The 22,863-nt window shown below is 69.6% G+C and carries 21 protein-coding genes; 6 read left to right on the plus strand and 15 right to left on the minus strand.

Annotation, left to right across the window (positions count from 1 at the left end):
* Window positions 1–296: 296 nt before the first annotated feature.
* Window positions 297–1,169: a pantoate--beta-alanine ligase gene (panC, locus tag AC1PPL_RS17690; RefSeq protein WP_479973804.1), complete on the minus strand. Its 873-nt coding sequence runs from the start codon at window positions 1,167–1,169 to the stop codon at window positions 297–299.
* Between the two features lie 16 nt (window positions 1,170–1,185).
* The gene (gene panB / locus AC1PPL_RS17695) at window positions 1,186–2,067 is read right to left on the minus strand and encodes a 3-methyl-2-oxobutanoate hydroxymethyltransferase (RefSeq protein ID WP_011806597.1); all 882 of its coding nucleotides are present in this window, start codon (window positions 2,065–2,067) and stop codon (window positions 1,186–1,188) included.
* A 65-nt stretch (window positions 2,068–2,132) separates the two neighbouring features.
* Here panB and nadC point away from each other — a divergent pair, with 65 nt between their 5' ends.
* The 3 genes from nadC to AC1PPL_RS17710 all read left to right on the plus strand — a co-directional run bounded on the left by nadC (window position 2,133) and on the right by AC1PPL_RS17710 (window position 6,084).
* Window positions 2,133–3,011, plus strand: a complete 879-nt coding sequence (nadC, locus tag AC1PPL_RS17700; RefSeq protein ID WP_479973805.1) for a carboxylating nicotinate-nucleotide diphosphorylase — start codon at window positions 2,133–2,135, stop codon at window positions 3,009–3,011.
* Window positions 3,012–3,090: 79 nt separating this feature from the next.
* Complete coding sequence (gene nadA / locus AC1PPL_RS17705) at window positions 3,091–4,215, plus strand: quinolinate synthase NadA (RefSeq protein WP_479973806.1); 1,125 nt, start codon at window positions 3,091–3,093, stop codon at window positions 4,213–4,215.
* Between the two features lie 69 nt (window positions 4,216–4,284).
* On the plus strand, window positions 4,285–6,084 hold the full coding sequence (locus tag AC1PPL_RS17710; protein ID WP_479973807.1) for a chorismate-binding protein: 1,800 nt from the start codon (window positions 4,285–4,287) through the stop codon (window positions 6,082–6,084).
* Between the two features lie 348 nt (window positions 6,085–6,432).
* Here the strand turns inward: AC1PPL_RS17710 and AC1PPL_RS17715 are convergent, their stop codons facing one another.
* The 5 genes from AC1PPL_RS17715 to AC1PPL_RS17735 form a co-directional block, all read right to left on the minus strand.
* Complete coding sequence (locus AC1PPL_RS17715) at window positions 6,433–6,795, minus strand: 5-carboxymethyl-2-hydroxymuconate Delta-isomerase (protein WP_011806593.1); 363 nt, start codon at window positions 6,793–6,795, stop codon at window positions 6,433–6,435.
* Window positions 6,796–6,826: 31 nt separating this feature from the next.
* Entirely contained in the window at window positions 6,827–7,207 is a 381-nt protein-coding gene (gene panD / locus AC1PPL_RS17720) for an aspartate 1-decarboxylase (RefSeq protein ID WP_011806592.1), read from the minus strand.
* 27 nt (window positions 7,208–7,234) lie between these two features.
* Window positions 7,235–8,824: an L-aspartate oxidase gene (gene nadB, locus AC1PPL_RS17725; protein WP_015914132.1), complete on the minus strand. Its 1,590-nt coding sequence runs from the start codon at window positions 8,822–8,824 to the stop codon at window positions 7,235–7,237.
* A 49-nt stretch (window positions 8,825–8,873) separates the two neighbouring features.
* Complete coding sequence (locus AC1PPL_RS17730) at window positions 8,874–9,734, minus strand: segregation and condensation protein A (RefSeq protein ID WP_011806590.1); 861 nt, start codon at window positions 9,732–9,734, stop codon at window positions 8,874–8,876.
* Between the two features lie 75 nt (window positions 9,735–9,809).
* Window positions 9,810–10,013: a DUF3460 family protein gene (locus AC1PPL_RS17735; RefSeq protein WP_015914130.1), complete on the minus strand. Its 204-nt coding sequence runs from the start codon at window positions 10,011–10,013 to the stop codon at window positions 9,810–9,812.
* A 144-nt stretch (window positions 10,014–10,157) separates the two neighbouring features.
* Here AC1PPL_RS17735 and bamE point away from each other — a divergent pair, with 144 nt between their 5' ends.
* Window positions 10,158–10,658 carry an outer membrane protein assembly factor BamE domain-containing protein gene (gene bamE, locus AC1PPL_RS17740; protein ID WP_088888432.1) on the plus strand — a complete coding sequence of 167 codons (501 nt, stop codon included), beginning with the start codon at window positions 10,158–10,160 and terminating at the stop codon, window positions 10,656–10,658.
* A gap of 149 nt (window positions 10,659–10,807) precedes the next feature.
* Window positions 10,808–11,494: a YitT family protein gene (locus AC1PPL_RS17745; protein WP_123676274.1), complete on the plus strand. Its 687-nt coding sequence runs from the start codon at window positions 10,808–10,810 to the stop codon at window positions 11,492–11,494.
* Window positions 11,495–11,614: 120 nt separating this feature from the next.
* Here AC1PPL_RS17745 and AC1PPL_RS17750 read toward each other — a convergent pair whose 3' ends face one another.
* From AC1PPL_RS17750 to AC1PPL_RS17760, 3 genes are all read right to left on the minus strand, one after another.
* Window positions 11,615–13,282 (minus strand): acetolactate synthase large subunit, encoded by a 1,668-nt coding sequence (locus AC1PPL_RS17750; RefSeq protein WP_479973808.1) that lies wholly within the window; start codon window positions 13,280–13,282, stop codon window positions 11,615–11,617.
* 72 nt (window positions 13,283–13,354) lie between these two features.
* Complete coding sequence (locus AC1PPL_RS17755) at window positions 13,355–14,503, minus strand: L-lactate dehydrogenase (protein ID WP_479973809.1); 1,149 nt, start codon at window positions 14,501–14,503, stop codon at window positions 13,355–13,357.
* Window positions 14,500–16,113: an FAD-dependent oxidoreductase gene (locus AC1PPL_RS17760; RefSeq protein ID WP_479973810.1), complete on the minus strand. Its 1,614-nt coding sequence runs from the start codon at window positions 16,111–16,113 to the stop codon at window positions 14,500–14,502. Before AC1PPL_RS17760 ends, AC1PPL_RS17755 begins: the two co-directional genes overlap by 4 nt.
* 115 nt (window positions 16,114–16,228) lie before the next feature.
* On the opposite strand from AC1PPL_RS17760, the gene AC1PPL_RS17765 reads away from it, so the two are divergent.
* Window positions 16,229–17,242, plus strand: a complete 1,014-nt coding sequence (locus AC1PPL_RS17765; RefSeq protein ID WP_479973811.1) for an AraC family transcriptional regulator — start codon at window positions 16,229–16,231, stop codon at window positions 17,240–17,242.
* A 48-nt stretch (window positions 17,243–17,290) separates the two neighbouring features.
* Here AC1PPL_RS17765 and AC1PPL_RS17770 read toward each other — a convergent pair whose 3' ends face one another.
* The 5 genes from AC1PPL_RS17770 to mnmH all read right to left on the minus strand — a co-directional run bounded on the left by AC1PPL_RS17770 (window position 17,291) and on the right by mnmH (window position 22,792).
* The gene (locus tag AC1PPL_RS17770; protein WP_479973812.1) at window positions 17,291–17,533 is read right to left on the minus strand and encodes a hypothetical protein; all 243 of its coding nucleotides are present in this window, start codon (window positions 17,531–17,533) and stop codon (window positions 17,291–17,293) included.
* Between the two features lie 86 nt (window positions 17,534–17,619).
* On the minus strand, window positions 17,620–19,686 hold the full coding sequence (gene metG / locus AC1PPL_RS17775) for a methionine--tRNA ligase (RefSeq protein ID WP_172208278.1): 2,067 nt from the start codon (window positions 19,684–19,686) through the stop codon (window positions 17,620–17,622).
* 59 nt (window positions 19,687–19,745) lie between these two features.
* Window positions 19,746–20,978 carry a patatin-like phospholipase family protein gene (locus AC1PPL_RS17780; RefSeq protein WP_287806000.1) on the minus strand — a complete coding sequence of 411 codons (1,233 nt, stop codon included), beginning with the start codon at window positions 20,976–20,978 and terminating at the stop codon, window positions 19,746–19,748.
* Between the two features lie 28 nt (window positions 20,979–21,006).
* Complete coding sequence (locus AC1PPL_RS17785) at window positions 21,007–21,576, minus strand: restriction endonuclease (RefSeq protein WP_479973826.1); 570 nt, start codon at window positions 21,574–21,576, stop codon at window positions 21,007–21,009.
* A gap of 166 nt (window positions 21,577–21,742) precedes the next feature.
* Window positions 21,743–22,792 carry a tRNA 2-selenouridine(34) synthase MnmH gene (gene mnmH / locus AC1PPL_RS17790; protein ID WP_015914119.1) on the minus strand — a complete coding sequence of 350 codons (1,050 nt, stop codon included), beginning with the start codon at window positions 22,790–22,792 and terminating at the stop codon, window positions 21,743–21,745.
* Window positions 22,793–22,863: the final 71 nt, after the last annotated feature.

Raw genomic sequence — 22,863 nt, forward strand, 5'->3', positions numbered from 1 at the left:
CATCTCCCGTGAACAGCAAAAAGCGGCCCGCAGGCCGCTTTTTGTCGTGCGCGGTTCAGGGTGCTTGGGTCACACGACACCGAACAGCATCAGCAGCAAAACGATACTCAGCGGGACACCCAGAAGCCAAAGAATGATCGGCATGTACGCCTCCTATAGGGATGGTTGAAACATGCCTTCACCTTAGCGATGGGCCAGACGCCCCGATGTCCGTCCAGGCTGCCACGCCGCGTAGGTCATCGCGGTCCTGTGCTTGTGCGAGTGCGCCTACGCACGGACTGCCGCCGCGCGCGGTCTCAGAACTCCAGGTTGTCGATCAGCCGCGTGCTGCCCAAGCGTGCCGCGCCCAGCGCCACCAGCGTACCGGCGGCTGCGCCTGCAGCGGGGGGCTGAAGATTGTGGCGCTGGCGCACAGTGAGGTAGTCGGGCGCCCAACCTTGCTGCGCCAGGGTCTGCAGGGCCTGTTGTTCCAGGGCGGCCAGCGGGGGGGCGCCGGGTGCCTGCGCCGCCTGGGCCAGCGCGCGCAGCGCCGCGGACAGTTGCACGGCCTGGACGCGCTCGGCGGTGCTCAGGTAGCCGTTGCGTGAGCTCAGGGCCAACCCATCGTCGGCGCGGGCCGTCTCGCCTGCCACCACCTCTACGGGCAGCGCGAACTGCTGCACCATGCGGCGGATCACCATGAGCTGCTGGTAGTCCTTCTTGCCGAACACGGCCGTGCCGCCGCCGCTGGCGAAGAACACTGCGGAAAACAGCTTCATGACCACGGTGCACACGCCCGTGAAGAAGCCTGGGCGGAAATGCCCTTCCAGGATGTCGGCCAGTTGCGGGTCGGGCTGCAGCTTGAAGGTCTGGGGCTCGGGGTAGAGATCGCTCTCGCGCGGCGCGAAGACGATGTCGCAGCCCGCGGCCTCCAGCTTGGCGCAATCGGCCTCCCAGGTGCGGGGGTAGCTGTCGAAGTCCTCGTGCGGGAGGAATTGCAGGCGGTTCACAAAAATGCTGGCGACCAGCACGTCGCCCAGCGGCCGGGCCTGGCGCACCAGGGCGATGTGGCCGTCGTGCAGATTGCCCATGGTGGGCACGAAGGCGGGGCGGCCCTTGCCGGGGCGGCCTGTGCCGGGATGCGCGGCGATGGCGGCGCGCAGTTCGGGAATGGTGCGGACGGTGATCATGGGTGAAGGTGTTTGGTCAGTTCCAGGCGTGCAGTGCGTCGTCGGGAAAGCGCCCTTGCTTGACGGCCTGCACATAGGCCTCGATGGCGCCGCGCACGCTGCCCGCGTCCCGCATGAAGTCGTGCACGAACTTCGGGTTCTTGCCCAGGTTGATGCCCAGCATGTCGTGCATCACCAGCACCTGGCCGGCCGTGCCGCTGCCCGCGCCGATGCCGATGGTGTGGCAGCGTGGCAGGGCCTGCGTGAGGTCGCGTGCCAGGGGAGTCGGCACCATCTCCAGCACCAGCATGGCGGCGCCGGCGTCCTGCAGCTCCAGTGCCTGGCGGCGCAGCTGCTGGGCGGCCTGGTCGCCCTTGCCCTGCACACGGTAGCCGCCCAGGGCGTGCACCGTCTGAGGGGTGAGGCCCAGGTGGGCGCACACTGGCACGCCGCGCTCCACAAGGAACTGCACCGTGGGCGCGGTCCAGCCGCCGCCTTCGAGCTTGACCATGTGGGCGCCCGCCTGCATGAGCTGGCAGGCACTGCGCAGCGCTTGCTCGCGGCTCTCGGCATAGCTGCCGTAGGGCAGGTCGGCGATCAGCCAGGCCGTGCCCTGTACGCGGTGCAGGCCGCGTGCCACGCTGGCCGTGTGGTAGGCCATGTGCTCCAGCGTCACGCCCACGGTGCTGGGCAGGCCCTGGCAGACCATGCCCAGCGAATCGCCCACCAGGATGCACTCCACGCCCGCGGCGTCGGCCACGGCTGCGAAGGTGGCGTCGTAAGCGGTGAGCATGGTGATCTTCTCGCCCGCCTCGCGCATCTGCGCCAGGCGGGGCAGGCTCACGGGGCGCCTCTGGGGCAGCGGCGACGCGGGCGGCAGCGTGCCATAGGGCGTGCCGGCGGTGGGGGAGTCGGTCATGGCGCTTGGGATCCGTCGGGTTGCAAAAGTGCGGCGAGTCTATGCGATGCGGCTATGCTCGCCCCATGACGACGAGAGACTTGTTTGGCGCCGACGCACTCGCGGCGCTGGCCCGTGCCGATGTGGACCGCGCCCTGCTGGAAGACGTGGGCAGCGGCGACCTGACGGCCGGCCTGATCGACCCCGCGCGCCGCGTGCGTGCGCGCATCCTGGCGCGTGAAGCCGCCGTGATCTGCGGCGCTCCTTGGGTCGAGGCCGCGCTGCGTGCGCTGGACCCCGGTGTGAAGCTGACCTGGCATGTGGCCGAGGGCGCGCGCTGCGCCACCGACCAGGTGGTATTGGAGATCGAAGGCCAGGCGCGCGCGCTGCTGAGCGCCGAGCGCACGGCGCTCAACTTCCTGCAGCTGCTGTCGGCCGTGGCCACCAAGACGCGCACCTATGTGGATGCCGTGGCCGGCACCCGCGCCCACATCGTGGACACGCGCAAGACACTGCCGGGCCTGCGCCTGGCGCAGAAGTACGCCGTGCGCACGGGCGGTGGCACCAACCATCGCATCGGCCTGCACGATGCCGTGCTCATCAAGGAAAACCACATCGCTGCCGCGGGCGGCGTGACGGCGGTGCTGCGGGCCGCCCAGGCGGTGGCTGCGCAGGCTGCATTCATCGAGATCGAGGTGGAAACGCTGGCGCAGCTGCAGGAGGCGCTCGATGCGGGCGCGACGATGGTGCTGCTGGACAACATGCCGCTGGCACAGTTGCGCGAGGCCGTGCGCATCAACGCGGCGCATGCGGGCGGGGGCGCCATCCTGGAGATCTCGGGCGGCGTCACGCTGGAAGGCCTGCGTGCGCTGGCCGAGACGGGCGTGGACCGCATCTCCATCGGCACGCTGACCAAGGATGTGAAGGCCACGGATTTCTCCATGCGCCTGCAGGAATTGGCCTGACGCGGCGTAGCGTCTTCCAAGGCGCGACAATCGTTTCCCCCTCGTGAAGCCGTCGCGCCCCGGCGGCGAGAGCATTGCCATGAATACGACCGCCATCAAGGACGTCGAGTACGAACAGCCCCTCGCGGGCGCGGACGGCGCCACCTGCTCCACCAAGCACGCCTGGGCGCGTGTGCCGCCCGAGTTATCGCCCGCCGAGCGTGCCGCGCTCAAGGACAGGATCCGCCGCCTGCTGAAAGAGAAGAACGCGGTGATGGTGTCGCACTACTACGTGCACCCGGACCTGCAGGACCTGGCCGAGGAAACCGGCGGCATCGTCAGCGATTCGCTGGAGATGGCGCGCTTCGGCCGCGACCACGCGGCGCAGACACTGGTGGTGAGCGGCGTGCGCTTCATGGGCGAGACGGCCAAGATCCTCAGTCCCGAGAAGACCGTGCTCATGCCCGACCTGGACGCGACCTGCTCGCTGGACCTGGGCTGCCCCATCGACGAGTTCAGTGCTTTCTGCGACCAGCACCCCGACCGCACGGTGGTGGTCTACGCCAACACCAGCGCCGCCGTGAAGGCGCGTGCCGACTGGCTGGTCACGTCCAGCTGCGCGCTGGACATCGTGCGTGCGCTCAAGGATGCGGGCCACAAGATCCTGTGGGCCCCCGACCGCCACCTGGGCGCCTACATCGAGCGCGAAACGGGCGCCGACATGGTGTTCTGGAACGGTGCATGCATCGTGCACGACGAGTTCAAGGCGCTGGAGCTGGATTTGCTCAAGAAGGAACACCCGCAAGCCAAGGTGCTCGTGCACCCCGAGAGCCCGCCCGAGGTCGTGGCCCTGGCCGACGCCGTGGGTTCGACGTCCGCCATCCTCCAGGCTGCGCGTGAAATGGACGCGCGCGAGTTCATCGTCGCCACCGACAACGGCATGATGCACAAGCTGCGCAGGCTCAACCCCGGCAAGACCTTCCACGAGGCCCCCACTGCCGGCAACAGCGCCACCTGTAAGAGCTGCGCGCATTGCCCCTGGATGGCCATGAACGGGCTGGCTGACGTGGCGCGCGTGCTGGAGACCGGCGCCAACGCCATCCATGTGGATCCCGCGCTGATCCCGCGCGCGCGCCAACCTATCGACCGCATGCTGGCCTTCACCGCGGCGCTCAAGAGCGGGCAGCCCGCGGGTGCGCTGGTGCCGCATTTCGGGGCGGCCTGACGGGGTGTTTGGTTGCTATAAATTGAGTAGCTGTTTGCGCTTGATGGATAAGCGCTACGGCCTGTTTTGATGCCCACCACATCGCTGATCGATTTTGCCGATCCGCGCGACGCCGCCGCGCCGCGCCTGCGCCACGCCTTCGCGTCGCCGTGCCAGGTGCTGGTGGCTGCACGTCTGCAAGAAGTGATGGGTGTGTTGCATGCGGTGGAAGCTGCGGCCCGCGCCGGCCGCTGGTGCGTGGGCTGGGTGCGCTACGAGGCCGCGCCCGCGTTCGACCCGGCATTGGCGGTGCATGCCGAGGCGCAAGGGGAGGGCGCGCCCGCGCTCGCCTGGTTCGCGGTGTACGACGCCCCCGCGCCCTGGCCCGCGCACGAGGCCGCGGGAACGGCGACCATCGACTGGACGCAGGCGCTGCCACGCGCCGCATTCGATGCAGCGCTGACGCAGATCCAGCAGGGCATCGCAGCGGGGCGCTACTACCAGGTCAACTACACCGCACCGCTCATGGGCACGTGGCAAGGCGACGCGCAGGCACTGTTCGCGGCTTTGCGCCGCGCGCAGCCCGGCGGTTACGCGGCGCACCTTGACGACGGCGTAGGCACGCAGGTGCTGTCGGTGTCGCCCGAGCTGTTCTTCGATTGGCGCTCCGGGCCCACGGGCGCGGGCGGCATCCTCACCCGTCCCATGAAGGGCACGGCCGCGCGCGGCGCCACGCCCGAGGCCGATGCGGCGCAGGCCGCGGCGCTGCGCAGCAGCCCCAAGGAACGCGCCGAGAACGTGATGATCGTGGATCTGCTGCGCAACGACCTCTCGCGCATCGCCGCGCCGCACAGCGTGCGCGTGCCGGCGCTGTTCCACACCGAGCAGTTGCCCACCGTCTGGCAGATGACCTCCGACGTGGTGGCGCGCACGCGCACCGGCACGCGGCTGGCCGACGTGTTCGGCGCGCTGTTTCCCTGCGGTTCGGTCACGGGTGCGCCCAAGGTGGAGGCCATGCGCGCGATTGCCGCGCTGGAGACCGGCCCGCGCGGCGTGTACTGCGGCGCGGTGGGCGTGGTGCGGCCCGATCCGGCGGCGGGCGCGGGCGCCATCGCCGCCACCTTCAACGTCCCTATCCGTACCGTGGAGCTGCGGGGCGGCCACGCGCGCTGCGGCATCGGCAGCGGCATCGTCTGGGGCGCCGACCCGGCGGCCGAGTGGGGCGAGTGGGCGGCCAAGCGCGCCTTTGTGGATCGCGCCAGCGCGCCGTTCGACCTGTTGGAAACGCTGGGGCTGCGTGCCGGCGTGCTGCGCCACCGCGCGGAGCACCTGGCGCGCATGCAGGCCGCCGCCGTGCACTTTGGCTATCCCTGGAATGCCGCGCGCGTGCAGGCCTGCCTGGATGCACTGGCCGCTTCCCATGCGCAGGGCGACTGGCGTGTGCGCCTGCTGCTGAACGCACACGGCGTGCCGCGCGCCGAAGCCTTCGCGTTGGCCGCGACGCCCATGCCCGTGCGGCTGGCACTGGCCGATCGCCCCTTCACCGAGGCGCACAGCGAATTCACGCGGCACAAGACCACGCGTCGCGCGCACTACGCCGATTTCGCACCCGCGGCGGGCGGCGGTGTGTTCGACACCGTGCTCTACAACGCGGCGGGTGAGATCACCGAGGGCACCTTCGGCAACCTGGCGTTGCTGCTGGACAGTCGCTGGGTCACGCCGCCGCTGGCCTGCGGCCTGCTGCCCGGCGTGGGCCGCGCCGTCGCCCTGCGTGAGGGACGCATGGTGGAAGCCGTGGTGCGCTTGCAGGATCTGCCGCGCGTGCAGGGCTGGGCCTTCATCAACAGCCTGCGCGGGTGGCTGGACGCGACGTTGGACGGGGCGCCTTAAGCGGGGCCCCCCTGCTAAGGCGGTGGTTCCGCACCCGCGCATATCGGCGTTTACGGCAAAACCCGCTGAACCCGCTGAACCTGCTGAACCCGCCGGATTTCCCACTTGGTGCAGGATTGCGCGAAGTTGTTTGTTCCATAGGCTCGGCCCCACCGCAGGGACTGGCCGGGTAGTGGGGACGTGCGCACGGAGGCAGCGCGGGTGCGTGCGTAAGCAGCCTGCACATGCCGTGCGCCGTGCCTCGGCGGCGTTCTCCCGGTGAGGAACGGCCGGGCCGGGCAGGCACCCCAACCGCTGTGACTCTCAGAGCACAGCGGTTTCTTTTTTACATTCCGGATTCCCAGGTGCTTACAGGCGTTCCTTCACGTAGCTCGGCCGGTCCATGTCCACGATCTCCACGCTGAGCTGTACCAGCACGCCCGCAGGGTGCGGGGTGTGGCGGCGCAACACCTCGGCGATGCGACCCGCCAGGTCTTTCTTGGCTTCGGGGCTGCGGCCGGACAGCAGGCGCAGCTGCGCATGCACGAACGCGCGGTTGGCGGGCTGCGTGCCGATCTGGAAGCTGCCGCTGGTGCGCACGAAGCGCGACTTGAGGTCGGCTTCGTCCAGGATCTCGGGGCTGGCGCACAGGGACGCGTTGAGATCGGCCAGTGCCTGGGCCTCGGGATAGCCGGGCAGGTTGCTGGAGTATTCGATGGTCAGATGGGGCATGGTGTGTTCCTGGGAGTGGAGGGGTGATGGATCAAAGTGCCTGCGTGGGTACGTGGTGGCGCAATTCCACTTGGCGGTTCTGGTCGTTCACGAACACCAGTTGCGGCTGGTGTGCGGCCACGTCGGCTTCTGCCACTTGGGCGAAGGCCGCGATGATGAGCAGGTCGCCCACGCAGGCGCGGCGCGCGGCCGATCCGTTCACCGAGATCATGCCGCTGCCGCGCTGGCCCTTGATGGCGTAGGTGACGAAGCGTTCGCCGTTGTCCACGTTCCAGATGTGCACCTGTTCGTTCTCGCAGATGTTGGCGGCCTCCAGCAGGTCTTCGTCGATGGCGCACGAGCCTTCGTAGTGCAACTCGCAGTGCGTGGTCTTCACGCGGTGGATCTTGGACTTGAGCAGGGTGCGGTACATGGAATCTCCTTGGATTGTGAAAAGGGGTCAGCGTGCGGGCGGCACCAGGATGGTGGGCGCGGCGGGGGCGGCCACGTCGGGCCAGTCGCGGCTGAAGTGCAGGCCGCGGCTTTCATGGCGCATCTGCGCGCTTTTCACGATCAGGTCGGCCACCTGCACCAGGTTGCGCAGTTCCAGCAGGTCGCGCGTGACGTGGAAGTTGGCATAGAACTCCTGGATCTCGCCCTGCAGCAGCGCGATGCGGTGCGCCGCGCGCTCCAGCCGCTTGGTGGTTCGCACGATGCCCACGTAATCCCACATGAAGCGGCGCAGCTCGTCCCAGTTGTGGGAGATGACCACGCACTCGTCGGCGTCGGTCACGCGGCTGTCGTCCCACGCGGGCAGCGCGGGCAGGTCCGCGCGCTGCGCCTGCTGGATGTGCGCGGCCGCGGCGCGCGCGAACACCATGCATTCCAGCAGCGAGTTGCTGGCCAGGCGGTTGGCGCCGTGCAGGCCGGTGCAGGCGGTCTCGCCAATGGCGAAGAGGCCGTGCAGGTCGGTGCGGCCCGCCAGGTCGGTCAGCACGCCGCCGCAGGTGTAGTGCGCGGCGGGCACCACGGGGATGGGCTCGCGCGTGATGTCGATGCCCAGCTCTGCGCAGCGCGCGAGGATGGTGGGAAAGTGCTCCTGCAGGAACGCGGGGCTTTGATGCGAGATGTCCAGATGCACGCAGTCCAGGCCGTGCTTTTTCATCTCGAAGTCGATGGCGCGCGCCACGATGTCGCGCGGCGCCAGCTCGGCGCGCGCGTCGTGCTGGGGCATGAAGCGCGTGCCGCCGGCCTGCGGCGGCAGCTTGAGTTGCCCGCCCTCGCCACGCACGGCCTCGGTGATGAGGAAGCTTTTGACATGCGGGTGGTACAGGCACGTGGGGTGGAACTGGATGAACTCCAGGTTGGACACGCGGCAGCCCGCGCGCCAGGCCGCGGCAATGCCGTCGCCCGTGGCCGTGTCGGGGTTGGTGGTGTACAGGTACACCTTGCCCGCGCCGCCCGTGGCCAGGATGGTGTGCGGCGCGCGAAAGGTGAGCACCTCGTCGGTGGCCTCGTCCAGCGCGTACAGGCCCAGGCAGCGCTGCGCGCCAGCCAGTCCCAGCTTGGCGCTGGTGATCAGGTCCACCAGGGTGTGGTGTTCGAACAGCGTGATGCCGGGCGTGGCGCGCACCACGTCGATCAGCGTGCGCTGCACGGCCGCGCCCGTGGCGTCGGTGGCGTGCACGATGCGCCGCGCGCTGTGGCCGCCTTCGCGCGTGAGGTGCAGGGCGCCCTCTTCCTGCGAGAACGGCACGCCCAGGCCCTGCAGCCAGCGGATGGCCTGTGGCGCGTTCTCCACCACGAAGCGTGTGGCCGCCAGGTCGCACAGGCCGGCGCCGGCCACCAGCGTGTCCTGCACGTGCGACTCGAAGCTGTCGCCCTCCGCCAGCACCGCGGCGATGCCGCCTTGGGCCCAGCCGCTGGCGCCGTCGGCCAGTTGGCGCTTGGTGAGGACGGCCACGCGGTGGGTGGGCGCCAGCTGCAGCGCGGCGGTCAGCCCCGCGAGGCCGCTGCCTACGATGAGTACGTCGAAGTCGTGTGAGGTCATGGCAATGTGCGCCGCAGCCACCCGGCCGTGGCGAGGGGGATGGGGGCGATCAGACAGGCGTATAGGCCAGGCGCACGTAGATGGGTGCGAACGCCTCGGCCTGGGTGATCTCGATGAGGGTTTCCTTGGCCAGCTCCAGCAGGGCGATGAAGGTCACCACGAGCACGGTGCCGCCCTTCTCGGGCTGGAACAGTTCCTCGAATTCCACGAAGCGCCGGCCCTGCAGCGCCTTGAGCACATGGCTCATGTATTCGCGCACCGAGAGTTCCTCGCGCGTGATCTTGTGGTGCTGCACCAGCTTGGCGCGCTTCAAGATGTCGCGCCAGGCTTCCTGCAGGTCGGTCAGGCTCACGTCCGGAAAGCGCGGCTGCAGGCTCTGCTCGATGGTGACCTGCGCGCGGAGGAAGTCGCGGCCGTACTGCGGCACCTGGTTCAGGCGCATGGCGGCCAGCTTGATCTGCTCGTACTCCAGCAGGCGGCGTACCAGTTCGGCGCGCGGGTCCTCGGGCTCGGCGCTGCCTTCCTGCTTCTTGGGCGGCAGCAGCATGCGCGACTTGATCTCGATGAGCATCGCCGCCATCAGCAGGTACTCGGCCGCCAGCTCCAGGTTGCGGCTGCGGATCTCCTCCACGTAGCCCAGGTACTGGCGCGTGACATCCAGCATGGGGATGTCCAGGATGTTGAAGTTCTGCTTGCGGATCAGGTACAGCAGCAGATCCAGCGGGCCTTCGAAGGCCTCCAGGAACACCTCCAGCGCGTCGGGCGGGATGTACAGGTCCTGCGGCAGCGCGAACAGGGGCTCGCCATACAGGCGCGCCAGCGCCACCTGGTCCACCACCTGCGGCAGGCCGTCGCCAGAGGCCGGCGGCGCACCGTCGTCGGCAGTCGCGGCGAGACGCGGGGCGGCCATGGAGCTTACTATTTATTCAATAGCTGCCAGCGCTTGCTGCATGGGCGCTGGAGCCTGATTTGATGTGTGGCGCGCTCAGGAGCGCGACTGGTACACGTAGGGCTGCTGGGGGATGCGCCCGGCGTTGTAGTCCTGCCAGGCATCGTGGTCCACCTGCTTGTCCCACAGCAGGGCGCGGCCGGCCTGCTGCTGGGCATCCAGCTCGGGCTTCTGGGCCTTGAGCTGCTTGATGAACTGGGTGGTGTCGGATTCGTAGTCGGGGCGGCGAAAGAAGGACATGGTGCGGTGCGTGAGCCTCTTGGTAACCGCGCATTTTAGCCCCGGCCCCTGGGTGACGGCCCGTGCGGCAGGCCCGTGGACGCTCTACAGTGCAGCCTGTGCGCCGCGACCGGGCGGCCGATCACCATGAGGATGGACCTACCGATGGCTTTTCACCACTGGCTCAAGGGCGCGGGCGCCTCCCTGCTGGCCGTGCTCACCCTGCTGGCGGGCTGCGACGAGCAGCGCATCCGCGAGCTGGAAGAGGGCGTCTCCACCGAGCAGGACGTACGCGCGCGCTTTGGCGAGCCCGAGCAGGTCTGGCAGGAGGCCGACGGCTCGCGCACCCTGGAGTACAACCGCCAGCCGGCCGGGCGGCGCAACTACATGATCACCATCGGCACCGACGGCAAGATGAGCGCGCTGCGCCAGGTGCTGGCGCCGCACCACTTCGCCAAGGTGCAGCCCGGCATGACGCAGGAGCAGGTGCGCCGCCTGCTGGGCAAGCCCGGCAAGCAGGTGACCTACGAGCTCAAGCAGGAGACCGAGTGGGACTGGCACTGGACCGACGCTCCCGCGCAGGAGAAGCTGTTCACCGTGGTGTTCGGCGCCGACGGGCGCGTGCTGCGTGCGGCCAGCACCGAGAAGCTGCACGACGGCCCTTGAGCCGATCCTGAGCCGCCTCCTGAAGCCGCCCTGAATGCGCGGGCGGCGAGGGGCGGCGCGCTGGCGTCCAGCAGACCTAGGGTTTTCCATGAGATGATTGCGCCCCGGCGCCACCAGCGCCGACCCGCAGGATGCTCAGGAACCACACCATGGCCAGCCGCACCGCACACACTTTGCACGCCCAATCGTCTCTTTCCGCACTCGCGCCCGCTGGCGCGGCGCACGTTCCCTCTTCCAACGCCACCCTGCGCCACGGCCCGTTCGAGGACGCCCAGGCGCTGTTCGCCGGCTCGCTGTTCGTCGGGCTGGCCATGCTCATGTACGCCCAGGCCGGGCTGCTCACGGGCAGCACGGCGGGGCTGGCGTTCGTGCTGCACTACGCCACGGGCTGGTCGTTCGGTGCGGTGTACTTCCTCATCAACCTGCCGTTCTACTGGTTTGCCTGGCGCCACCTGGGGCGCGCCTTCACGCTCAAGACCTTCGTCTGCGTGGCCATGCTGTCGCTGGTGATGGTGCTGGCGCCGAACGTGTTCCACATCGACTACCTGCACCCGGCGTTCGCTGCGGTGGCCGGAGGGTTGCTGATGGGCACGGGCGTGCTGTTCCTGGCGCGCCACCAGTCCAGCCTGGGCGGCGCGACCATCGTGTCGCTCTACGCGCAGCAGCGCCACGGCATCCGGGCTGGCAAGGTGCAGTTGGCCATCGACTGCTGCGTGGTGCTGCTGGCGCTGTGCGTGGTGCCATGGCAGCGCGTGGCCTGGTCGGTGCTCGCCACGGTGGTGATGTGCGTGTTCCTGTGGGTCAGCCACCGGCCGGGACGCTACCAGGGCGGTTGATGCCGTTGATATGAAAAAGTGAGCTGCTCGCGCTTGTCTGGAAAGCGCTAGAGGCCAAAATCATTCATATAAAGAAAGCCCCGCGGTGCGGGGCTTTCTTGCGTGGGGCTCTCGGCCGCCTCACGGCGCGATCTTGCGCTTGAGCGCGCGCGCCACCTGCGGCGGCAGGCTGGGCAGGGCGCGCAGCAGCCAGGGCAGCACCTTGCGCTTCGGGCCGGCGAGCGACTCGGGCACCAGCGCCTCGATCAGGTGCGGCCCGGGGTGCGCCAGCGCGTATTCCAGCGCCTGGCAGAAGTCCTCGGCCGTGCTGGCGCGCACCGCATGCACGCCCATGCCCTGCGCGAGCTGGGCGAAGTTAAGTACCGGGCCCTTCAGGTCGAGCTGCGACTTGGCCTTGGGGCCCGCTTGCTCAGCGCCCACGCGCTCCAGCTCCACGTTCAGCACCGAGTAGCTGGCGTTGTTGAAGATCACGGACACCGCATGCAGGTTCTCACGCGCCATGCTCCACAGCGCCTGGAGGGTGTACATCGCCGTGCCGTCGCCGATCAGTGCGATCACCGGGCGCTCGGGGCAGGCGATGGCCGCGCCCACGGCATTGGGCAGGCCCTGGCCGATGGCCCCGCCGGTCAGCGTGATCAGGTCGTGGCGCGGGCAGCCTGCGGTCATCACGCCCAGCATCAGGCCGGAGGTGATGGCCTCGTCGATGAGGATGGCGTTCTCGGGCAGCAGGTGGCCCACGGCCTTGCACACTTTGGGCGCGGTGAGCGGCCCGCGCGGGCGGCCGGGGCGCTGCGCCGGGGCCAGGGGCGGTTGCGTGGCGCTGGCGCCCAGCGCGGCGGCCAGCTTGTCCAGGCTCGCTGCCGCGTCCTGCGCCGGGCTGCACAGGGTGTGCACCGTGCAGCCCGCCGGCACCAGGTCGCTGGCCTTGCCGGGGTAGGCGAAGAACGAGACGGGCGACTTCGCATCGACCAGCACCAGGTGCCGCGCGCCCGCCAGTTGCACGCCTGCCAGCTCGGCCAGGTAGGCCACGCGCTCCACGGCGGGCAGGCCCACGCCGCGCTCCATGCGGGTGGGAAACACCTCGGCGAGCAACTGCACGCCGCTGTGGGCCGCAATGCGCGCGGCGCTGCGCAGCGCACCCTCGCGCAGCGCGTGGCCGCCCAGCAGCACGATGGTCTTTTCGCCCGAGCGGATGGCCTGCATGAGGGTCTGAGCGAGGGCCTGCACGGCTTCGTCGCTGGCGGCGGCGGGTGCGGGCAACGCCGGGGGCGGGCAGGGCTGGCCGCCCTCGCCCCACGACACGTCGGCCGGCAGGACCAGCGTGGCCACCTGGCCCGGCAGGCCGCGCGCGGCAGCAATGGCATCTGCCGCGTCCTGGCACAGGTCCGCAGTGCTTTGCGCGGTGCGCACGAAGCCGGGCGAGACGTTGCGCGCCACGGTCTCGATGTCGGACTGCAGCTGCGCGTCGTACTGCGTGTGGTACGTGGCGTGGTCGCCCACGATGTTGACCACCGGCACCTTGCCCTTGCGTGCGTTGTGCAGGTTGGCCAGGCCGTTGCCCAGGCCGCAGCCCAGGTGCAGCAGCGTGGCGGCGGGCTTGTCCGCCATGCGTGCGTAGCCGTCGGCCGCGCCGGTGGCCACGCCCTCGAACAGCGCCAGCACGGCGCGCATGCGCGGCTCGCTGTCCAGCGCGGCGACGAAGTGCATCTCGCTCGTGCCGGGGTTGGTGAAGCAGACCTCGATGCCGGCATCGGCCAGGGTCTTGAGCAGGGCTTGTGCGCCGTTCATGGGAATCTCCTTGCTTCTTTATTCATAGCTGCTAGCGCTTGATGGGTAAGCGCTGGAGCCGTTTTTTTGTTATCAATCCGTGTCGAGGTGCTGGGGGCCGATGTCGGCCACGCGCGTCACGCCCGCCAGCGTCATTGCCAGCAGCAGCTCGCGCTGCCACTGGGCCAGCAGGGTGCGCACGCCCGCCTCGCCCTGCGCCGCCAGCGCCCACACCCAGGGGCGGCCGATGAGCACGCCGCGCGCGCCCAGCGCCAGGGCCTTGAACACATCCACGCCGCTGCGCACGCCGCCGTCCACCAGCACCTCGGTCTGCGCGCCCACGGCCTGGGCGATGGCGGGCAGCTTGGCGGCGGTGGAGGCCACGCTGTCGAGCTGGCGCCCGCCGTGGTTGGAGACGACGATGCCGTCCGCGCCCACCTGCACGGCGGCCTGGGCGTCCTGCACGTCCAGAATGCCCTTGAGCAGCAGGCGGCCCTTCCACTGGCTGCGCAGCCATTCGATGTCCTTCCACGTCACTCCCGGGTCGAACTGCGCGTCCACCCAGGCCTTGAAGGCGTTCAGGTCGCGCGCGCCGGGCACCTGCGCGGTCAGGTTGCCAAAGCGCAGCGGCTTGCCGCGCAGCGCCACGTCCCGCACCCAGCCGGGGCGCGCCAGCACCTGTGCGGCGCGGATGAGCGCCGGGCGCGCGCCACTCGCGGCCATGCCGTGGCGGATGTCGCGCAGGCGCATGCCGGGCAGTGGCAGATCGACCGTGAAGACCAGCGTGCGACAGCCGGCGGCCCAGGCACCGTCCAGCAGCGCGCGCACGGCGCCGCGGTCGCGCAGCATGTAGAGCTGGAACCAGGGCGGCGTACCGGCGGCGGCCGCCACCTCGGAGATGGGGCAGATGCCCACGGTGGAGAGCGTGAACGGCACGCCCGCGGCGTGCGCCGCGCGCGCGGCCTGCGCCTCGCCCCGGCGCGCGGCCATGCCCGCCAGGCCGATGGGTGCCAGCGCCAGCGGCAGCGCGCAGGGCTGGCCGGCCAGGGTGGCGCGCGTGTCCACCTGCGCCACGTCCACCAGCACGCGCTGGCGCAGGCGCAGGGCGGCGAAGTCGTCCACATTGGCCGCCAGCGTGCGCTCGTCGCTGGCGCCGCCGTCGATGTAGTCGAACAGGAAGCGCGGCAGGCGCTGCGCGGCCCGGTGGCGCCAGTCGGCGACCGATGCGGGGTAGCCCCTCATGCGCCGGCCCTCCCGGTGATGGCGCGCGCCGCTGCGCGTGCGGTGAGGATGCAGCCGGGCAAAAAGGTGCCTTCCAGCGAGCGCTTGCCGTTCGCACCGCCGCCGCCAAAACCTGCCGCCTCGCCCACGCAGTACAGCCCGTCGATGGGCTGGCCTGCGCCGTCGAGCGCGCGGCTGTGCAGGTCCGTTTGCAGCCCGCCCAGGCTCTTGCGCGTGATGAGCTGCATCTGGATGGCGATGAACGGCCCCGCGCCGGGCTTTTGCAGCGGTGCGGGCGCGCAGGTGCGCAGCCGGTCGGGGCCCCACTGGCGCGCGTGCAGGATGCGGCGGATCTGGTCGTCGTTGTGCAGCTTGGCGCCGTGGGCAAAGTTGGCGTCGAAGGCGTCGGCCGTGGCCTGCAGTACCTCAGGCGCCACATCGAGCGAGGCGGTGAGTGCGTTCATCTTCGCGGCCAGCCCGGCCAGGGTGTCGTCCACCAGGAATTGCGGGCTTTGCCGCTGCATCTGGCGCACCAGGCGGTGGTTGCCCAGCAGCGTTTCCTTGAGGAACTGCGGGAATTGCCTGTCGCGGATGCGCTGGTTGTGCTCGGCGCCGGAGATGGCGAACTCCTTGGCCGCGATGCGCCAGTTGAGCAGGTGCCAGGTCCAGGGCTTTTCCTGCGCGGCCACACGCTGGCACAGCCAGTGCGTGTCGAAGCCGGTGACCAGCGGCGCGGGGCCGATGCGCTCGCCCCGGTGGTTCAGCCACAGCGCCGACTTGCAGGGAATGGCCGACAGGCCATGCCCGTCGAAATGCGGAAACGGGTGCGGAAAGCCGGCGGCGTAGTTCCACATCTCGCCCGCGTGCGTGATCTGCGCGCCCAGGCGGGCGGCGTGGCGGTGCAATTTGCCATCTGCGAACGGGTGCGCGCCGTTGAGCATGGTGGCGGGGCGCGGCCGGCCCTGGGGCCAGTTGGCGCGGGTCTCCTCGTGCCCGCCGTTGATGCCGCCCACGGCCAGCACCACCACGGGGGCGTGCAGGCGTACTTCCTCGCCCGTGGCTTCGTTCACCGCCACGGCGCCGGAGATCCGTCCACCCTGGTGGTCCAGTGCCGTGACGCGGTGGCCGTGCAGCAGCGTGAGCCTGCCGCCTTCGCCCGCGCGGCGCAGCGCCGCGATCAGGCACCGCGTGAGTTCGCGTGAGGTGCCCCAGACGATGTGGTAACGCGGCAGGCTGTTGCCCTCGCCCTGCAGGCCGCGTTCCACCCAGTTCACCGCGGGCATGAACTTCACGCCCTCCTGCAGCAGCCAGTCGTGCACCTGCGCGCGCGAATGCTCCACGTAGTAGCGCGCCCAGGCGTGGGGCCAGTGGTCGTCAGCGTCCAGCTCGCCAAAGCGCAGCCAGTCGGCCAGCGCACGCTCGGGCGTGTCGGGGATCTTCATCTTTGCCTGCAGCGGCGTGCCCACCAGGGCCATGCCGCCGAAGGCCCACAGCGCCAGGCCGCCGAAGCGTTCGGGCGTGTCGCGGTCCACCAGCGTGACGCGCTGGCCCGCGCGCAGCAGCTCCAGCGCGGCCACTATGCCGGCCAGACCGCCACCAATGACGACGGTGTCGGAATGTTGGGTTGCCATGCGGCTGTCTCCTTGCGCGCTCTGTGTGGCGCACTGCCGGCCAAGATAGCGGCATATCATGGCGCGGCATAGACTTTGGAGGCCATAGAAATTGACCTTGCAGGCCAGCGTTTCGATGAGTTGGGTGAACACCGTGCTGGCCGCCGCCGAGCGCGCGGGCGTGGCGCGCGAGCGCCTGCTGGCGCGGGCGGGCATCGCACCGGCCGAGCTGGCGCACGAGCGCTGGCCCATTGACCACATCACGCGGCTGTGGCGCGCGGCCGTGCACTGCACGCAGGATTCGGGTTTTGGCCTCAAGGTGGGGGCACAGGTGGGGCCGGGCAGTTTCAATGTGGTGAGCTACCTGCTGCAGTCCGCGCCCAGCCTGCGCGCGGCCATTGCCGCGGTCCAGCAGTACCAGCGCCTCATCAGCGACGGCGGGCGTTTCCAGATGATTGCGGGCGAAACCGCCAGCTGGGTGGTGTACCACCCGCGCCAGGGCGCGCTGGCATTCAGCCCGCACCAGATCGAGGCGGTGCTGGCCGCGGTCGTGGCGTTTGCGCGCTGGGTCACGGGACAGGTGGTGCGTCCGCGGCAGGTGCAGTTCAGCCAGGCACGCATCGGGCCGCTGGCGGGCTACCGCGAGGCCTTCGGCTGCGCCGTGGAATTCGAGCAGGCCTTCAGCGGCGTGCTGCTGGACAACGCGCTGCTGGACGCGCCGCTGCCCCAGGCCGACGAGCAGCTCGCGCGCCTGCACCGCGAACATGCGACGACACGGCTGGCGGCACTGTCAGCGCCGGCCGACCTTGCACAGGCGCTGCACGCATGGATGGCCGATCAATTGCAAGCGCCGCTGCAAGGCAAGGCCCCCGAGCGCGCCCAGGCCGCGGCAGCGCTGGGACTGAGCGAGCGCACCCTGGCGCGACGCATGCAGGCGCTGGGCTTGAGCTACACCGCCGTACTGGACGCGGCGCGGCACCAGGCCGCACTGCACGCGCTGGCGCAGGCGGACCGCCCGCTGGGCGAGATCAGCCAGTCGCTGGGGTTCGCGGAGCCCAGCGTGTTCAACCGGGCCTTTCGCCGCTGGACAGGCTGCACACCGGGGCAGTGGCGGCAGGCCGCGCGGCCACCGGGCGAACCCTCGGCGTGACCATGCGTACGTCCTGTGGCGGGTGCCGCCAGGCAACGCGCGCAGCGGCTACGGCAGCGCCTCAGGCGTGGGTGCCGCCTGCTCCTGCGGCGGGGCATCCGGCAGCGGCTGCGGTGCGCCGCCTTCGCGGTAGCGGATGGTGATGCCGCTGTGGTCTTCTTCGTCTTCGGTCATCGCGTCATAGGCCTTGCCCACGCCTTTACCGACAACCTTGGCCGTGCCCACGGCGGCGTCGGCCGCCAGCCCCACGGCGGTCGCCGTGACACTGACGGCGGCTGCACCCACCGCCACCACCGTGCACCCCGAAAGCAAGGCGCACAAAAAAACCCCTGCAGCCGCAAGGCGCAGGGGCTGGCGTGATCGCCCGGGGCGGGCCATCAGTGGATGCGCATGCCCGGCTGCGCGCCGGGGAAGGGCTCCAGTACGAAGATGCCGGGGTGCGCCTTCTCGTCGGCGTGGCTGGCGGCCAGCACCATGCCCTCGCTCAGGCCGAACTTCATCTTGCGCGGCGCCAGATTGGCCACCATCACCGTGAGCTTGCCCTGCAGGTCCTCGGGCTTGTACATGCTGGCGATGCCGCTGAAGACGTTGCGTGTCTGCCCTTCGCCCACATCCAGTGTCAGGCGCAGCAGCTTGGTGGAGCCTTCCACGGCCTCGCATTTCACGATCTTCGCGATGCGCAGGTCCACCTTGGCGAAGTCGTCGATGGTGATCGTCGGGGCGATTTCCTCTCCGCCAGGGATGACCTTTTCGACTGCGGGAGCCGGCGGCTCGAACAGCGCGTCCAGTTGCTCCTGCGTCACGCGCTGCATCAGGTGCTGGTACTGGCCGATCTGGTGGCCGGCGCCCAGGGGCTGGGCCACTTCGGCAAACTGCTCGGGCGGCACGATGAGAAAGCGCGCCACCTCGGCCGCCACCTGCGGCAGGATGGGCTTGAGGTAGATCGTCAGGATGCGGAAGGCCTCGATGCAGGTGGTGCAGACGTCCTGCAGGCGCGCCTCCATGCCCTCCTGCTTGGCCAGCTCCCAGGGCTTGTTGGCGTCCACGTAGCTGTTCACGCGGTCGCACAGCAGCATGGTCTCGCGCACGGCGCGGGCCGTGTCGCGCGCCTCGTAGGCCGCAACGATGGGACCGGCCTGCTCGCGCAGCTGCGCCAGCAGCGCCTGGCCATCGGCGCTGACTTCGCCCAGCTTGCCGCCGAAGCGCTTGAAGATGAAGCCCGCGGCACGGCTGGCGATGTTCACGTACTTGCCGATCAGGTCGGAATTCACGCGGGCCATGAAGTCTTCGGGATTGAAGTCGATGTCTTCGTTCTTGCCGTTGAGCTTGGCGCCCAGGTAGTAGCGCAGCCACTCGGGGTTCATGCCCAGGGCCAGGTACTTGAGCGGGTCCAACCCCGTGCCGCGGCTTTTGCTCATCTTCTCGCCGTTGTTCACGGTCATGAAGCCGTGCACGCAGATCTTCGTGGGCGTCTTGCGGCCGCTGAACTTCAGCATGGCGGGCCAGAACAGCGTGTGGAAGGTGATGATGTCCTTGCCGATGAAGTGGTACTGCTCCAGCTGCGGGTCGGCCATGTAGGCGTCGTAGTCCTCGCCGCGCTTGTTCAAGAGGTTCTTGAGCGAGGCCAGGTAGCCCACGGGGGCGTCCAGCCACACGTAGAAGTACTTGCCCGGCGCATCGGGGATCTCGATGCCGAAATAGGGGGCGTCGCGGGAGATGTCCCAGTCGTCCAGACCTTCGCTGGTCGTGCCGTCGGGATTAGTGCGCGTGCCGAACCATTCCTTGATCTTGGCGGCCACCTCGGGCTGCACATGCTGGCCGTTCTGCGTCCACTCGGTCAGGAACTCCACCGCGCGTGGGTCGGAGAGCTTGAAGAAGAAGTGCTCGGAGGTCTTGAGCACCGGCTTGGCGCCCGACAGCGCCGAGTAGGGGTTGATCAGGTCGGTGGGCGCGTAGACCGAGCTGCAGACCTCGCAGTTGTCGCCGTACTGGTCCTTGGCATGGCAGCGCGGGCACTCGCCCTTGATGAAGCGGTCGGGCAGGAACATGTTCTTCTCCGGGTCGAAGAACTGCTCGATGGTGCGCGTCTCAATGAAGCCGGCGGCCTTCAGGTCCAGGTAGATCTGCTGGGACAGCTCGTGGTTCTCCGGGCTGTCGGTGTTGCTCCAGTTGTCGAAGGCGATGTGAAAGCCATCCAGGTATTGCTTGCGTCCGGCGGCGATGTCGGCCACGAACTGCTGGGGCGTCTTACCCGCCTTCTCGGCGGCAATCATGATGGGCGCGCCATGGGCGTCGTCCGCGCCGACGAAATTGACCGCGTTGCCCTGCATGCGCTGCGCGCGCACCCAGGTGTCGGCCTGGATGTACTCCATGATGTGGCCGATGTGGAAATTGCCGTTGGCATACGGCAGGGCGGTGGTGACGAAGATCTTGCGTGCGGTCATCGGGGGCGGCTCTCCAGTCGCCTCGGGTTTCGAGGCGCAACCCTCGATTTTAGGGCGTGTCAGTTCCGCGGCGCCCGCACGGGATTGCCGTGGTCCTGCCAGCCGAAGAAGGCGCAGATCTCGCTGCGCCGCGCCAGTGCGTCCCCGTGGCCCAGCGCCATGAGCTCGCGCGTGTAGCCGCGTTCGAACAGCAAGTAGCTGGCCAGCGCGCCGGTGCCCGCGTCAGGCCGGTCGGCGCGCACGCCCAGCGCGCTGAGCAGGGTGCGAATGGTCCCCGGCAGATCGCACACATGCCGCGCCGCCATCTCGTCCAGGTTGCGCGAGGGGGCGAACACCAGCAGCTCCAGCGGCCGCAGCGGGCTGTGGCTGCGGGCCTCGGGCGGAATCAGCGCCAGCGTCTGGTTGATGCGCTGAGCGCGCTCGATATCCACCGACAGCGCATCCAGAAAGATGTTGGACAGCGTGTGGCCCGCCACCTGGGCCAGCGCCGGGTAGGGCTGCTGCGTGCCAGCCATGCAGGGGCGCGGCGGCTCATAGGTGCGGCTGGTGCCCACCACCAGCAGGCGCTGCGCACCCAGGTGGATGGCGGGCGCCAGCGGCGCGGTCTGGCGCATGGAGCCGTCGCCGAAGTATTCGGTGTGCCCGTCGATGGCCAGTGGCGCTGCCGGGAACATGAACGGAATGGCCGACGAGGCCAGCAGGTGATTGCGCGTGATGGGGCCGCGCGCGGATTTGCGCAATGAGCGTACCCAGGGCTCCTGGGCGTCTCCGGCGTCAAAGAACGCCACGTGCTGGCCCGAGCTGTAGCTGGACGCGGTCACCGCCAGGGCGCGCAGATGGCCCGCGCGGATCAGCCGCGGCACGCGCGCCAGCGGCACCAACTGGTCCAGCAGCTGCGCGAGCGGCGCGTTGTCCAGCAGCGAGTGCGGGCGCATGCGGCTCCAGCGGGTGAGAGCCCAGCCCAGCGACAGCAGCGTGAGCCAGCGCGCGCCGCTGCGCATCACGCTCAGGGAGTCGGCGCGGTACACCTGTCGGGCATGGAACTGGGTCCACACGCGCGCCAGGCGCCGCACCGTGCGGTCGAACTGGTCCGCGCCACAGGCCAGGGCCGCCGCGTTGATGGCGCCGGCCGAGGTGCCGGTGAGGATGCCGAATGGCCCCGGCCCGCGCCGCTCGCCGCAAGCCAGCCGCAGGTCGGCAATCGCCTGCAGCACGCCCACCTGGTAGGCGGCGCGCGCACCGCCGCCCATCAGCACCAGGCCGGTGTGCGCAGGGGCAGGGGAGTGGGTCATGGAGCCACGCGGCTTGGGTTGCGTTTTTTTAACCTGCGGGCGTGGCCTTGAGCAGCAGGGCAGCCAGGGCATCGCCCTCCAGCAGCACCACGCCATGTTCGCGCGCAAAGCTGCGTGCGGTCTCGCTCACGGTGCCGGTCAGCGCCACGTACACGGCCTGCGCGCCTTGCTGCTGCGCTTGGGCGTGCAGTTCACGCAGGGGTTCCACACCATGGGTGGCGGCCTTCCAGCGGCGTGCGGCCACCAGCACCGCGCGGTCGCCCCGCGTGATGCGCAAGTCCGCGTGCAGGCCGGTCAGGCGTTGCACCTCGTGCCCCTCGGTGCGCCATGCGCGCTCCAGCGTGTTGGCGAAATCCTTCCACGGCATGGCGGCAGCGGCCTGCAGGGCACCCTGAACGCGCGCGGCGCTGGGGGCGCGCCACTGGCGCCACGCGGCGATGCAGCCGATCACGCCGATCGGCAGCGCGCCCATGGCGGCGAACGGGGCGATGTCCCTCGGCAGCAGCGCGCCGCAGACGAGCACGATGGCGGCGGCGATGGCAAAGCTCACCCACCAGGGCGAGCGCAGCAGGATTGCGAAGCCCGAGTTCGGGGCCATCTTCAGTTTCACAAAGGAGTCCTTGAGGAATGAGGTGGGTTTGAGCCTAGCCGAAGGCGGCGTGTTCCCGCACGAATCGCCGGGATTTCATCTGCGCGAGAGGGTTTCAAAAATGATAGCTATTTGCGCTTATCCATAAAGCGCTACAGCCTGATTTGACGCCGAACTATTCCAGCGCCAGCACGGCCTGCGCCACACCGGCGATGCCCTCGGGCGACAGGTCCGGCGCGCCCACGCGCTGGCGTGTCTCCCAGTGCGTGAAGTTGCGCGCCTGCGAGCGTCCGTAATGCGGGTCGTAGTGCAGCAGCATCAGCTCGGCGAACAGCGCGGACAGCTCCCCCGCCCGGGCCCAGGCTTGCCAGCGCTGCACGACTTCCTTGCCCTGCAGCTCGGTGAGCGTGCCCAGGCGCTTGGCCAGTGCATCGGGGTCGTCGCCCAGGTAAGCGTAGTCGCGCAGCAGGTAGGCCAGGCGCTCTTCGGGCGTGGCTTCGATCTCGATGCACGCGGCGGCGCGCAGGCGTTGCACCAGCGGCACCGGCACCGTGAGGCGGCCGATGCGCGCGCTCTCACCCTCCACATACACGGGGCGGGACAGGTCCAGCGCCTCCAGTGCGGTGGCGATCTGTGTCTCGAAATTTTTCTGCGATGGCTGGGGCACGCCCGGCAGCGCGCCGAGCAGTGAGCCCTTGTGGCGGGCGTAGTGCTCCAGGTCCAGCACCTGCGCGCCCATGCCGGCCAGCTGCTGCAGCACGCGCGTCTTGGCACTGCCGGTGGCGCCCACCAGCACGCGCAGCTCCAGCTGCGGCACCAGGGTCTCGATCTGCGTCATCACATGGCGGCGAAAGGACTTGTAGCCGCCGGCGAGCTGCTGCGCGTCCCAGCCCACCAGGCGCATCCACTGCACCATGGAGCCGCTGCGCATGCCGCCGCGCCAGCAGTAGACCAGCGGGCGCCAGTGCGCAGGCTTGTCGGCGAAATGCGTGCGCAGGTGGTGCGCCAGGTTGGCCGCCACCATGGCCCCGCCCACGCGGCGCGCCTCGAAGGCGCTTTGCTGCACGTAGATGGTGCCGACGATGGCGCGCTCCTCGTCGTTCAGCACCGGGCAGTTGATCGCGCCGGGGATGTGGTCCTCGGCGTATTCGGCGGGCGAGCGCGCGTCGATGAGGGCGTCGAACTGGTGGCGGTCTTCGGGACGGATGGGGCGGTGGTGGGACACGGGAATGCGGTGCTGAACAAAGCCGGGCAGGTGCGAATCTGGGATGATGCGCGCGGCGCGCCCGCGGCACA

The organism is Diaphorobacter sp. B2A2W2 (assembly GCF_056730635.1).

What these genes read in the sequence shown, in the direction of transcription:
- panB (WP_011806597.1), bottom strand. Translation starts at nt 2,067, where the DNA reads ATGACCGACTCCCCCACCGCCGGCACGCCCTATGGCACGCTGCCGCCC.
- panC (WP_479973804.1), bottom strand. Translation starts at nt 1,169, where the DNA reads ATGATCACCGTCCGCACCATTCCCGAACTGCGCGCCGCCATCGCCGCG.
- nadC (WP_479973805.1), top strand. Translation starts at nt 2,133, where the DNA reads ATGACGACGAGAGACTTGTTTGGCGCCGACGCACTCGCGGCGCTGGCC.
- AC1PPL_RS17715 (WP_011806593.1), bottom strand. Translation starts at nt 6,795, where the DNA reads ATGCCCCATCTGACCATCGAATACTCCAGCAACCTGCCCGGCTATCCC.
- AC1PPL_RS17710 (WP_479973807.1), top strand. Translation starts at nt 4,285, where the DNA reads ATGCCCACCACATCGCTGATCGATTTTGCCGATCCGCGCGACGCCGCC.
- AC1PPL_RS17755 (WP_479973809.1), bottom strand. Translation starts at nt 14,503, where the DNA reads ATGAGGGGCTACCCCGCATCGGTCGCCGACTGGCGCCACCGGGCCGCG.
- AC1PPL_RS17765 (WP_479973811.1), top strand. Translation starts at nt 16,229, where the DNA reads ATGAGTTGGGTGAACACCGTGCTGGCCGCCGCCGAGCGCGCGGGCGTG.
- AC1PPL_RS17730 (WP_011806590.1), bottom strand. Translation starts at nt 9,734, where the DNA reads ATGGCCGCCCCGCGTCTCGCCGCGACTGCCGACGACGGTGCGCCGCCG.
- AC1PPL_RS17780 (WP_287806000.1), bottom strand. Translation starts at nt 20,978, where the DNA reads ATGACCCACTCCCCTGCCCCTGCGCACACCGGCCTGGTGCTGATGGGC.
- nadB (WP_015914132.1), bottom strand. Translation starts at nt 8,824, where the DNA reads ATGACCTCACACGACTTCGACGTACTCATCGTAGGCAGCGGCCTCGCG.
- metG (WP_172208278.1), bottom strand. Translation starts at nt 19,686, where the DNA reads ATGACCGCACGCAAGATCTTCGTCACCACCGCCCTGCCGTATGCCAAC.
- AC1PPL_RS17735 (WP_015914130.1), bottom strand. Translation starts at nt 10,013, where the DNA reads ATGTCCTTCTTTCGCCGCCCCGACTACGAATCCGACACCACCCAGTTC.
- bamE (WP_088888432.1), top strand. Translation starts at nt 10,158, where the DNA reads ATGGCTTTTCACCACTGGCTCAAGGGCGCGGGCGCCTCCCTGCTGGCC.
- panD (WP_011806592.1), bottom strand. Translation starts at nt 7,207, where the DNA reads ATGTACCGCACCCTGCTCAAGTCCAAGATCCACCGCGTGAAGACCACG.
- nadA (WP_479973806.1), top strand. Translation starts at nt 3,091, where the DNA reads ATGAATACGACCGCCATCAAGGACGTCGAGTACGAACAGCCCCTCGCG.
- AC1PPL_RS17760 (WP_479973810.1), bottom strand. Translation starts at nt 16,113, where the DNA reads ATGGCAACCCAACATTCCGACACCGTCGTCATTGGTGGCGGTCTGGCC.
- AC1PPL_RS17745 (WP_123676274.1), top strand. Translation starts at nt 10,808, where the DNA reads ATGGCCAGCCGCACCGCACACACTTTGCACGCCCAATCGTCTCTTTCC.
- AC1PPL_RS17785 (WP_479973826.1), bottom strand. Translation starts at nt 21,576, where the DNA reads ATGGCCCCGAACTCGGGCTTCGCAATCCTGCTGCGCTCGCCCTGGTGG.
- AC1PPL_RS17750 (WP_479973808.1), bottom strand. Translation starts at nt 13,282, where the DNA reads ATGAACGGCGCACAAGCCCTGCTCAAGACCCTGGCCGATGCCGGCATC.